At 61.6% G+C, this 11950-nt stretch carries 9 protein-coding genes and 2 tRNA genes; 7 read left to right on the top strand and 4 right to left on the bottom strand.

Annotated features, from left to right (window positions below; all coding sequences use genetic code 11):
• Nucleotides 1–398: 398 nt before the first annotated feature.
• A tRNA-Asn gene (locus tag KIO76_RS19915) sits at nucleotides 399–474 on the bottom strand.
• Between the two features lie 180 nt (nucleotides 475–654).
• Here KIO76_RS19915 and KIO76_RS19910 point away from each other — a divergent pair.
• The 7 genes from KIO76_RS19910 to KIO76_RS19880 all read left to right on the top strand — a co-directional run bounded on the left by KIO76_RS19910 (nucleotide 655) and on the right by KIO76_RS19880 (nucleotide 9263).
• Nucleotides 655–728 (top strand) — tRNA-Cys (locus KIO76_RS19910).
• Between the two features lie 149 nt (nucleotides 729–877).
• Entirely contained in the window at nucleotides 878–1543 is a 666-nt protein-coding gene (locus KIO76_RS19905; RefSeq protein WP_213324880.1) for a protein-L-isoaspartate O-methyltransferase family protein, read from the top strand.
• 174 nt (nucleotides 1544–1717) lie between these two features.
• The gene (locus tag KIO76_RS19900) at nucleotides 1718–3136 is read left to right on the top strand and encodes a TolC family outer membrane protein (RefSeq protein ID WP_291977350.1); all 1419 of its coding nucleotides are present in this window, start codon (nucleotides 1718–1720) and stop codon (nucleotides 3134–3136) included.
• A 400-nt stretch (nucleotides 3137–3536) separates the two neighbouring features.
• Nucleotides 3537–4250: a PopZ family protein gene (locus KIO76_RS19895; RefSeq protein WP_502761865.1), complete on the top strand. Its 714-nt coding sequence runs from the start codon at nucleotides 3537–3539 to the stop codon at nucleotides 4248–4250.
• 194 nt (nucleotides 4251–4444) lie between these two features.
• Nucleotides 4445–7231: a valine--tRNA ligase gene (locus KIO76_RS19890; RefSeq protein ID WP_213325364.1), complete on the top strand. Its 2787-nt coding sequence runs from the start codon at nucleotides 4445–4447 to the stop codon at nucleotides 7229–7231.
• A 415-nt stretch (nucleotides 7232–7646) separates the two neighbouring features.
• A complete protein-coding gene (locus tag KIO76_RS19885) occupies nucleotides 7647–8483 on the top strand; it encodes a tetratricopeptide repeat protein (protein ID WP_213325363.1) in 837 nt (278 codons plus the stop codon).
• Nucleotides 8484–8543: 60 nt separating this feature from the next.
• Entirely contained in the window at nucleotides 8544–9263 is a 720-nt protein-coding gene (locus KIO76_RS19880) for a ceramidase domain-containing protein (protein WP_249729658.1), read from the top strand.
• On the opposite strand, the gene xth is transcribed toward KIO76_RS19880, so the two are convergent.
• From xth to KIO76_RS19865, 3 genes are all read right to left on the bottom strand, one after another.
• Nucleotides 9253–10050 carry an exodeoxyribonuclease III gene (gene xth / locus KIO76_RS19875; protein ID WP_213324878.1) on the bottom strand — a complete coding sequence of 266 codons (798 nt, stop codon included), beginning with the start codon at nucleotides 10048–10050 and terminating at the stop codon, nucleotides 9253–9255. The genes KIO76_RS19880 and xth overlap by 11 nt on opposite strands.
• Before the next feature lie 124 nt (nucleotides 10051–10174).
• Nucleotides 10175–10510 carry a hypothetical protein gene (locus tag KIO76_RS19870; protein ID WP_213325377.1) on the bottom strand — a complete coding sequence of 112 codons (336 nt, stop codon included), beginning with the start codon at nucleotides 10508–10510 and terminating at the stop codon, nucleotides 10175–10177.
• A gap of 173 nt (nucleotides 10511–10683) precedes the next feature.
• Nucleotides 10684–11781: an alkene reductase gene (locus KIO76_RS19865; RefSeq protein WP_291977354.1), complete on the bottom strand. Its 1098-nt coding sequence runs from the start codon at nucleotides 11779–11781 to the stop codon at nucleotides 10684–10686.
• Nucleotides 11782–11950: the final 169 nt, after the last annotated feature.

Raw genomic sequence — 11950 nt, 5'->3', positions numbered from 1 at the left:
AGAGCGTTGATTTTGCGCGGCGGAATCTCACTTCGTTCTTTCGTGGCAGGATCCCGCGACACACAATTGGATCATCGCTTCTTTGCGATTCCTTTGCCATGCTCCGAGTGAAGCAAGGCATTCATGTCTGAATGACGGCGAGTGAAAGTCCACCTTTGCCCAGGCTGCGATGACTCGCAGAGCGGTGACAACGGGCGCGCTCCCCGGTCAGGGCCAAGCCTGATCAAGGCTCAAACCATGGAGGCCTCAGTCACGCCAGAGCACTGCCGGCAGCAACTTCGAAACGGAGCATTATATGAAGATCATGCGCGTCGTGGCGTAAGAGCAATCCAGTCAGTCAGGAGCCCGGCGTCAAATCTGCCAGCACTGCCGCAATATGAATTTGACCGTGGATTGATTGGCTCCCCGAGCAGGACTCGAACCTGCGACAAAGCGGTTAACAGCCGCTTGCTCTACCAACTGAGCTATCGGGGATCGCTAACGCAGGGCAGTGGGTACAGTATGTCCGTGGGGACTGCAACCCCCTTTTGAAGATCACTCGAATTTTTTGTGCAGCTTGTTCCGGGTTTTTGTGAATGGGAGGCGGGTGGACCAATTTAGCGCACATTGTGGTGTTGCGGCGGACGGTGGAGCTTTGCTATGAACCCTCCACGAGGCCTCGTGGCGGAGTGGTTACGCAGAGGACTGCAAATCCTTGCACCCCGGTTCGATTCCGGGCGAGGCCTCCAACAAGTTCGACCATGCACGCGATGGAAGTGCCAGGCGGGCATCGACGCCCGTCTGAGGGCGGAAGTCAGCGTTTTTCAAATATTTAGAGATTCTGCAGGGCTGTGAGAGAGCTTTGCGCATCTCCCACTTGCCTACGGTGGAGTAGCCGATGAATGACTTCGCGCGGTTGCGCCGGACCATGGTGGATAATCAGGTCCGAACCTATGATGTCACGAGTCGCAGTCTTCTCGCCGTACTCGAGGATGCACCTCGTGAGCTATTCCTGCCGGAAGGGCAGGAGGATCTAGCCTATAGCGACCAGAATCTGGTGTTCGGAGACGCTGCCGGTGGTCGGTATTGCATGCTCGCGCCAATGATTTTGGCTCGCCTCATTCAGGCCCTGGATATCAGGCCGGGCATCCGTGTTCTCGATGTATGCGCTGGCTTTGGTTATAGTGCTCTCCTGATGTCGCGCCTCGGTGCCGAGGTTGTCGCGGTTGTCGGTGGACAAGAGTTGGCAGAAGAGGCGCGTAAGCGTCTAGACGCTTGTCAGGCCTCGGGAATCGACGTCGTAGTTGGAGATGTCGCGTCAGGTCACGCGGCGCGCGCGCCCTATGATGCCATCCTCGTCAATGGAGCGTTCGAGGTGTTGCCGGACGCGTTGAAAGAGCAGATGGCCGATGGTGGCCAGTTGGCTGGCATCGACGGAGCCAGCGGTGCTGGTAAAGCCGTCGTATATCGGCGTAGCGGAAGCTCGTTCGGCCGGCGAGCTCTGTTCGAGGCGTCAGCGCCTATCCTTCCCGGCTTTGCCAAAGTTGCGGCATTTGATTTCTAGCGTTTGTCAAGTGTCATATTTTTGCGGCACAACTTGATAGATTAGTAACGCTGCGCTTGCGCCTGTTTCCGCTGAAGAAGCATCGCATTATCTTCAGATCCGGGCAGGGACAGGATAAATGGTGTTGAGCATAGGGAACCCGGTTCGGTGTTTCTCCGCTTTGGGAAGGTGATCGTGGCAGGAACAATCCGAGCTACAGGCAGTCATGCTCTCCGTCTTGGCCTTCTCCTGGGGGCCGCGTGGGTATTTCCACTGTCGAGTGTCCATGCAGAAACGCTCTACGGCGCGCTTGGCAAGGCCTATACCGCCAACCCGACCCTCAATATGCAGCGAGCATCGCTGCGGGCTACCAACGAAGGCGTGCCGCAGGCCCTGTCAGGCTACCGTCCGACTATTTCCGGCATAGCGAATGCGGGTGTCCGGAGTTCCAATTTTCAGGTTCCTGCCGGAGCAACCGCCGGTGGGGGCGGGGATGCGGCCTGGAACACGCTTTACCCCCGCGGTCTGACGCTTCAGATCAACCAGAATATTTTCACCGGCGGCCGGACCATGAACTCCGTGCGCCAGGCCGAGGCGGCCGTGCAGGCGGGCCGGGAGCAGCTGCGTTTCCAAGAGCAGTCGATCCTGTATGACGGCGCGCAAGCCTATATGAACGTGCTGCAGGACACGGCCGTGTTGAGCCTGCAGCGCAACAACGTCGAGGTGCTCGAGGAGCAGCTGCGGCAGACCCGCGACCGCTTCAACGTCGGCGAAGTGACCCGGACCGACGTGGCGCAGGCCGAGGCGGCGCTCGCCACCGGCCACGCTCAGGAAGCGGCTGCCGCGGCGACGCTGAAGAGCAGCATCGCGACCTATCGCCAGATTATCGGCGACGATCCGCGCCAGCTTGCGCCGGGGCAGCCGGTCGAGAAATTTCTGCCACGCAGCGTCGATGCCGCCGTGAGGGTGGCGCTTGGCGCCCATCCGGCGATTCTCGCTGGGCTCCACAGTGTCGATGCCCAGGAATTTCAGGTCAAGATTCTGGAGGCGCAGCTTCTTCCGCAGCTCGGCGTGACGGGCTCGGTGACGCGCAATTACGATACCAACTACCGTCGCGATCTATCGACGTCGGCGTCCATCGTCGCTCAGCTCAACGTGCCCATCTATGAAGGCGGGCTGGTTTATTCCCAGGTTCGCCAGGCCAAGGAGCAGGTGGGGCAGGCACGTATTCAGGTCGACGTAACGCGCGACCAGGTGCGCCAGCAGGTGATCGCCTCCTGGGCGGCCCTTGATGCAGCGAAGCAGCAGATCGCTGCGTCGCAGTCGGCGGTCGAAGCGAATGAGATCGCCCTGGCCGGTGTTCGTGAAGAGGCGAAGGTCGGCCAGCGAACAACGCTCGACGTATTGAACGCTCAGCAGACCCTGCTCAGCTCGCGCGTGCAACTCGTGCGTGCCCAGCGCGATCGTATCGTTGCCTCCTATAACGTGCTTGGCTCCATCGGTCGGCTTTCAGTCACGACGCTCGGCGTCAGAGTGACGAAGTACGACGCGAAGAAGCACTACGAGCAGGTGCGCGACAAGTGGGGCGGTCTGCAGACGCCGGACGGTCGCTGACAGGGTTCGAGGCACTGCGTCATCGCGCAAGTGCCTCTTTTCAGCGCGAGCCCTACAGGGGCAAGCTCTTTCCGTCCCTGCGCTTCACTCACGTCTTTGTACAGGCGTTCGAGCTAGCATTCCGTGGCAGCGCCTTTCGCCCCCGCGAACCGCGCTCTCATGGCCATGGCCTTTCTGTTCCGTTTCGGCACGAAGCGGCTCCGGGGTCAGCGACCTGATGATAACTCTCCTCTGTTGCAAGCTCAGCTATTGATCTTTGAGACGCGTTCAAGCTTTCTGTGCAAGGCTATTGTTTCGTCAGCCAGTACCGCCTCGGCCGGATAGGATTCTGGCCAAAGGCCAATATGGTTGGATCATAGACAGGTTGATTCTTGCCTGTCATTCAAGGCGGTGGAGCGGCATGAGCTCAGCGAATCCCAAACTCCATGATGCAGCTTCAGATATGACCCGGGCCGATGCGCCGCGTGGCGCGGAGCCCTCTATGGACGAGATCCTGGCCTCAATCCGTCGCATCATCGCCGACGATCAGGCACAGGGATTTGCAGGGCCGGCTCGTCGTAATCCGCCGCCCGAGGCGTATGCTGCGGAACGCGGCGAACCACGTTCGGACCAGCGGCTGGAAACGCGGACGGAGCCGCGGCGTCCGTCCCGTCCTCTCCTTGAAGGAGCGCCCGACATGCGACTTGGCGAAGCGGACCGGTTGGCAAGAGCACCGAAGACACTCAACGAGACGGCCGACATGAGGTCACCGCCTCCTCCCGTCATGCGTGAGCCGGCGCCACACACATTTAGTCCGCCGCCAGCCGAGGCGGTTCTGCGTGCCCAGGCCGTTCCCGCCGAGGCGCTGGATTCCGGACCGAGGCTTCGCCGCAGCGAGGGCGCCGACATCGCTGAGCGTCTGCTCTCGCCGCAGAGCCATGCGTCGGTATCTACGGCTTTCGATGCGCTGGCTTCATCGGCCGCACAGCACGTCAGTCCCACGATGGAAGATTTCGTCCGCGAGATGCTGCGGCCGATGCTCAAATCGTGGCTGGACGAGAATTTGCCGTCGCTGGTCGAGCGTCTTGTCAGGCAGGAGATCGAGCGGGTTGCGCGGGGACAGGGTCAGCGCTGATCCTGCCGATCGACCTGTCGCTTTCGCGCGGGTGCGACGCGTCCCGTGGGACTATCCCCGCTGAACCCTTCCCAAAAAGACCCTTCCCTTGGAAAAAGCCGGAGGCCGACGGTTAGCGGCTTCCTTTGCATTGACTCAAGCCCCCGCTTCGTCGTCTACCTCAAGCCAATTGTATCGGCGCGATAGCGGTTGGCATCATGGATAAGACGTTTGAACCCTCCCTCGTCGAGGCGCGAATCTCGGCGGTTTGGGATGAGGCTGAGGCTTTCAAAGCGGGCCGCCCCGAGCGTGCGGGCGCAGAGCCCTTCTGTATTGTCATTCCGCCGCCGAATGTGACTGGCTCGCTCCATATGGGGCATGCCCTCAACAATACGCTTCAGGACGTGTTGTGCCGCTTCGAGCGCATGCGCGGCAAGGACGTGCTGTGGCAGCCCGGCATGGACCATGCGGGCATCGCCACCCAGATGGTCGTCGAGCGCCAGCTTGCGGAGCGCCAGCAGCCCGGACGCCGCGAGATGGGTCGCGAGGCGTTTCTGGAGCGGGTCTGGGCGTGGAAGGAGGAGTCGGGTGGTACCATCGGCCGCCAACTCAAGCGCCTCGGCGCCTCCTGTGACTGGTCACGTGAACGCTTCACCATGGACGAGGGCCTCTCGCAGGCTGTGCGGAAGGTGTTCGTTGAGCTCTACCGCCAAGGCCTGATCTATAAGGACAAGCGCCTCGTCAACTGGGACCCGAAGTTCCAGACGGCGATCTCGGATATCGAGGTCCAGCAGATCGAGGTGAAAGGCAACCTCTGGCACCTGCGCTATCCGGTGGTCGATGATGCTGGCGCGCCGACCGGCGAGGTTATCGTCGTTGCGACGACCCGGCCTGAAACCATGCTGGGCGACACAGCCGTCGCCGTGCATCCGGATGACGAGCGCTATGCCCACTTGCATGGCCGTCACGTGCGCCTTCCGCTCGTCGGCCGTCTCATCCCGGTCGTTGCGGACACCTACTCGGATCCGGAAAAGGGCACCGGAGCGGTCAAGATCACGCCGGCTCATGATTTCAATGACTTCGATGTCGGCAAGCGGCATGGCCTTGCAGCCATCAACATCCTCGGTCCGGAAGCACAGATGCTGCTCGCGGGCAATGAGGACTTCCTCGAAGGTGCTGCCGAGAGTGAGGATCTCGCCTGGGTGCTCGGCCTCGATGGTCTCGACCGGTTTGAGGCGCGCAAACGGCTCGTCGCCCGGTTCGAGGAGAGTGGCGTGCTCGAGACGATCGAGCCGCATGTCCATATGGTGCCGCACGGCGACCGCTCGAATGTCGTGATCGAGCCCTGGCTGACCGACCAGTGGTATGTGGACGTCAAGCCTCTGGCGGATCGGGCCCTCGAGGCGGTGAAGGACGGCAAGACCTCCTTCGTGCCGAAGAACTGGGAAAAGACGTTCTTCGACTGGCTGGAGAATATCGAGCCGTGGTGCGTCTCGCGCCAGCTCTGGTGGGGACACCAGATCCCGGCGTGGTACGACGGCTTCGGGCATGTCTTCGTCGCAGACAGCGAGGAGGAAGCACTTGCGGCCGCGCTCGGGCAGAACGTTGCCGATGGGAATATTGACGAGACAGAGGCGGCCGCCATCCTCGCTGATGCCGACAAGCGCGCTGCCTTCCTGACCCGGGACGAGGACGTGCTCGACACGTGGTTCTCATCGGCGCTGTGGCCATTCTCGACGCTCGGCTGGCCGGATGCCACCCCGGAGCTCGCACGCTACTATCCGACCAGCGTGCTCGTGACCGGCTTCGACATCATTTTCTTCTGGGTCGCCCGGATGATGATGATGGGCCTGCATTTCATGGAGGAGGTGCCGTTCCGGACCGTCTACATGCATGCGCTCGTCCGCGACGAGAAGGGCGCCAAGATGTCGAAGTCCAAGGGCAACGTCATCGATCCGATCGAGCTCGTCGACCGTTATGGCGCGGATGCCGTGCGCTTCACGCTGGCGGCCATGGCGGCGCAGGGACGCGACATTAAGCTCTCGCCGCAACGCGTTGAGGGATACCGCAATTTCGCGACCAAGCTCTGGAATGCCGCGCGTTTCGCAGAGATGAACGGCTGCGTTCGGGTTGCGGGCTATGCGCCAGCCAAGGTGACGGAGACCCTCAACACATGGGTCATCGGCGAATGCGCGCGCGCGATAAGTGAGGTGACGTCGGCGTTGGAGGCGTTCCGCTTCAACGATGCCGCCGGCGCTGCCTATCGCTTCGTCTGGAATGTCTTCTGTGATTGGTATCTCGAACTTGCCAAGCCGATCCTGCAGGGAGCGGATGGCGCGGCCAAGGACGAGACCCGAGCAACGACGGCCTATCTCCTCGACCAGATCTGCAAGATCCTCCACCCCTTCATGCCCTTCCTCACCGAGGAGCTCTGGACGATCAAGGGTGCGGAAGGCCCAGTCCGTTCATCGGTGCTGGCCCTTGCCCGTTGGCCTGATGTGACTGGCGTGAATGATGCGCAGGCCGAAATGGAGATTGGCTGGCTGGTGGAGCTCGTGTCCGAGATCCGTTCGGCGCGCGCCGAGACCAATGTTCCGGCCGGCTCTCAGGTGTCCCTCGTTCTGGTTAAGCCGAGCGCTGAAACGGCCGCGCGGGCCGCGCGCTGGGATGAGACGCTGCGGCGGCTCGCGCGCCTCGGCGACGTAACCGTCGCCGAGGCCGTGCCTCCCGGCTCCGTGCAGCTTCTGGTGCGCGGCGAGATAGCCGCCATGCCGCTCGCGGGGGTCGTTGATCTCGCAGCTGAGCAGCAACGCTTGGCAAAGGAGGCGGCCAAGCTGACGTCCGATATCGCCAAGATCGATGCCAAGCTGGGCAACGCCGACTTTCTGGCGCGGGCGCCGGAGGAGGTTGTCGAGGAGCAGCGCGAGCGGCGTGAGGAAGCAGAGGCCCGCCTCGTCAAAATTCGGGATGCCGCGGATCGCTTGGCGCGCGCGGCTGGATAAGCTGCGGCCGCCTAAACCTGTGGCGAACACGCAACAGGCCTGCTGCAATCAGCGTTGGTCTTGAGGAGGGCCAACGCTCGCCGCGATGCCGCCATAAACCCGGCGCTAGATAAGCTCACAGGCAACTTATTGATAGCATTGCCTTTTGCCAATGCTTGCGAATTGCTTGGCATGGAGCCGGCATCTCGCCAAACGTCAGCGGGGCATTTGCATTACGCTATGCCTCCGTGTCATTTGAAGAGGCCGATCGAACAACGTGCGCAGCCCGGCAGGGTCCGGGATTGAGCACATCGATCGGGTGCAAGTGTTAGTCGGCCGGGGTGGGGCAAACCATGGTCTCGCGCGGAGCTTTCGGGCTTTGGCGAGGAAACTGTGGTTATGGGTTTGAATAGCTCTTGGGATGAAATTGAGAGCGATGCGGATCAGCAAGCTTTATGCGTGGGGGTTTTCTGCCGCGATGGCTCTTGGGGGAGCTTTGCCGGCAGCCGCTTTTGACGGCCCGCGGCCTTCCACCCCACCAGCCGCGACGCCAAACGCGCCTGCGGGAGCGTTCAAGTCCGTTCGGGAAGCTTTCCGCAGCGGCATGAAGAACTACAATGCGGGCGACAAGCGGAGCGCTGTGCAGGCGCTGGAATATGCGGCGACCCAAGGGCATACGCCTGCGCTTTGGAAACTTGGCCGCATGTATGCCGAGGGGGACGGGGTCACCCACGACGACCTCAAGGCATTCGAGTATTTCTCCAAGGTTGCCGATGAATACGCGGACGAAAGCCCGGATTCGCCGAATGCCCGCTTCGTCGCAAGTGCCTTCACGGCTCTCGGCGGCTATTTCATCGACGGGATTCCGAATACCTATGTGAAGCCGGATCTGCGCCGCGCAGTCGATTTGCTGCAGTATGCGGCATCCTATTACGGCGATCCGAACGCCCAGTATGATCTGGCCAGGCTCTATCTCGAGGGCCAGGGCGTCGCCAAGGATGCCCGGCAGGCGGCGCGCTGGCTGAATCTCTCCGCAGAGAAGGGCCATCACCAGGCCCAAGCCTTGCTCGGCCACATTCTGGTGAACGGTCTCGGTGTGCCGCGGCAGAGCGCTCGTGGTTTGATGTGGCTCACGATGGCGCGCGAAGCGGCCGATCCAGACAAGGACGAGTGGATCATCGAACTCCATCAAAAGGATTTCGCCAGCGCCAGCGAGAGCGATCGCCAAGCAGCGCTCGCTTATCTGGAAGGCTATCTCAAGAAGGACCGCTGATCGTGGTCGCGGCGGCGCGAGGGCTTGTTGGCCTGAGCGGGACGCGGTGAGGCCATCGTCTTGGCGTCTGGAACCATCGGGACATCCTGGTTCACGCCGATCGACGCCTATTGCGAGCGAGTTGATCCGAACTTTTGGTCCGAGCCCGTTAATGCCTTAACCAACGGAGCTTTCTTCGCCGCGGGCATTGCTGCTTATCTTATTCTGAACAATCGCCATGACCGGCCGGTTCTGTTGCTGATCGCGCTGACGTTTCTGATCGGCGCCGGCAGCTTTCTGTTCCACACGTTTGCGAACCGTTGGTCGGCGCTAGCTGACGTTGTGCCGATCGGCATCTTCATCCTGGCTTATTTTTTTCTCGCGATGCGTCGCTTTCTCGGGCTGTCCCTCATGGGGGCTATCGGCGCGACAATCGGCTTCCAGGGCCTCTCCGTCCTTATCACCTGGCTCTGGCGAAATGCCGTAGTGACGCCGCTGGGTTCCGATCCCATCAACGGCTCAGCCGGCTATCTCCCGGCACTCCTCGCTATCATTGGCGTGGGCTTGGCAACTATGCGGCGTGATCCCGCGACGGCGCGGCGGCTTTTCATGGCGGGCGGCGTCTTCACGCTATCACTCACATGCCGCGCGCTCGATGCCCGCATCTGTGGCGCGGTGCCGCTTGGCAGCCACTTCCTCTGGCATATCCTCAACGGCACCGTGTTATTTCTTCTGATGCGCGCAGCGATCATCCAAGGCCGCGAAGCGACAGCTGTGCTGGGGTGTGACGTCAGAACCTGAGGTCAACGGATATCGGCACGTGATCGGAGGGTTTCTCCAGCGCGCGCATATACTTGTGGATCGCGGTGGTCTCCAGGCGATCGGCCGCCTGCGGGGAGAGCAGAAGATGGTCGATACGAATGCCGTTGTTCTTTTGCCAGGCGCCAGCTTGATAGTCCCAGAATGTGTAGACCCCATTCTCATCGCTGCAGGCGCGCAAGGCGTCGGTCAGGCCAAGTTCGATGAGAGAGCGGAAGGCGCTGCGGGTCTGAGGCAGGAACAGGGCGTCATGCACCCACACTTCAGGCCTTGCCGCGTCCCACGGCTCTGGAATGACGTTATAGTCTCCGGCAAGGACGAGTGGTTCTTCCAAGGCAAGGAGATCGCGCGCATGCTCGGACAGGCGGTCCATCCAGCGGAGCTTATAGGGATACTTCGCAGTGTCCGGTGGATTGCCGTTAGGAAGATAGATCGACGCCACCCGAACAGCGCCGCTTGCGGTCGAGATGGTCGCCTCAAGATAGCGCGATTGATCAGGACCATCTTCGTCGAGCCCGTCGCGGCCAGGCAATCCCCGTCGCACGTCCTCCAGCGGTGAGCGCGACAAGATCGCGACGCCGTTGAAGCTCTTCTGGCCATAGACGGCGACGTTGTAGCCGGCGCTCTCAATTTCGGCGAGCGGAAACGCCTCGTCGAGGCATTTGATTTCCTGCAGGCAGAGCACGTCGGGTGCCTGCTCCGCCAGGAAAGCCGTAAGATGGCCAAGGCGTTGCTTGACCGAGTTGATGTTCCAGGTGGCGATGCGCATGCTTCACGACTTTGATCGAAGAGCCCAACGCCACCTTTGCCACATCATGTCCGTCAAGTCATGTCGAGGAAAGCAATCCTCCGTTGGCGAACGATCTTACAGCAGTCGCATCAGCCGATTGAAACTACCAGCATACGCGGACCCGCCGAGGCCCCCAGGGGGAAGGCTGCCATCGCCAGCCACATACAACGCGCGGCCGATAACGTGGCGGGCCGTAGCCGTAGCCGTAATACGGCCTGGGCCTATAGTAGCGGCGCGGCGGACCGTAATAGCGCCGGTCATAATAGCCACGCGGGGGGCCCCAGTACTGAACCTGCTGCACGAGGTCCGCGGCGCTCGCGGGGAGGGCAGAGGCTACGCCGCCGACGATTGGTCCCGCAGCCTGGGCGCTGCCGCTGAACCCTATCCCGCCAGCCGCAATCGCGGTGGCCAGGAAAGCGCCTTTAAGGAAAAAGTGCATCGATATCGTCTCCTGACGCCCCCGATCCACCTCACAGCCCTCGGTGAGGATATCCCAACCTCTTCACTCTGCCGTGATCCAACTGAACCACGGCTGTTCGAGCTGTTCAGTTCCAGTTCACGAAGGGAACTGTTGTCGCGAAGGAAACGCATGGAAAACGGCTGAGTTCCCGCTCATGCCGTGGTGTCGGCCAATGACGGATAGTCCGTGTAGCCCTCTGACCCGCCGCCATAGAGCGTTTCGCGCTTCACATCCGCGAGGGCGGCGTCGCGGCGGAGGCGCTCGGGAAGGTCCGGATTGGCGATAAATGCCCGGCCAAAGGCAATCAGGTCAGCGTCACCTGACGTAAGGGCTGCAATGGCGAGATCCCGCGTGTAGCCGTTGTTGGCGATATAAGCGCCGCGGAAGGCCTTGCGCAGCGCCCGAAAATCGAAGGGCGCGACATCCCGGGGGCCACCTGTGGCGCCTTCGACGAGATGGATGAAGGCGAGGCCGAGCTTGTCGAGTTCCGCAACGAGATGATTGAACAGTGGCTGGGGATTGCTATCGGAGATGTCGTTGGCGGGCGACACAGGCGAGAGCCGGATGCCAACCCGCCCCTTTTCCCAGGCCTTGACCGCCGCCGTCGCGACCTCAACCGCGAAGCGGACACGGTTCTCGATCGAGCCGCCATAGCGATCGGTGCGATGATTTGTGCCGTCTTTTAGAAACTGATCGATCAAGTAGCCGTTGGCACCGTGCAGTTCGATCCCATCGAAGCCCGCTTCGCGCGCATTGCGGGTGGCTGCGGCATAATCGTCGATGATCCCCTGGATCTCGTCCAAAGCGAGCGCACGAGGAGCAGATACCTCGGTAAATCCGCCGGAAAGATAGGTTTTGGTATGGGCGGGGATGGCCGAGGGCGCAACGGGGGCCGCGCCGCCGGGCTGGAGCTCGGTGCTTGATACGCGGCCGACATGCCAGATCTGGGCGATGATCTTGCCCCCTGCCTGATGGACCGCCTCGGTGATTCGACGCCACCCCGCGACCTGGGCTTCAGAATAGATGCCGGGCGTCGCCATATAGCCCTGCCCTTGGGGAGAGATTTGCGTCCCTTCGGAGATGATCAATCCGGCGCTGGCGCGTTGTCGATAGTAGTCGATGGCAAGCTCGCTTGGGACGTCACCGGTGACCGCCCTATTCCGGGTCAACGGGGCCATGACCAGCCGGTTTGCGACGTCGATGGCGCCCAGGCGAAATGGGGAGAAAAGAATCGAGGCGTCAGAACTCACGGCGAAACTCCAGCCAATAGATGTGGATAAAGGATTTATCCAACAAATATGGGGGACATCGCGAGAGCCGAGCAGGGGGCGATGGATGCACTTGGTGCATGTGACCCCTGCTTCTGGCGGTGAGGTGCCCAGGAAGTTCGCCGACCAGTTCGCAGCCGGGCCTGCCATG

It is taken from the genome of Chelatococcus sp. YT9, from assembly GCF_018398315.1.
Classification (GTDB): domain Bacteria; phylum Pseudomonadota; class Alphaproteobacteria; order Rhizobiales; family Beijerinckiaceae; genus Chelatococcus.
Note: the sequence above shows the minus strand (reverse complement) of the source record. Positions and strands in the feature narration are given on the sequence as shown.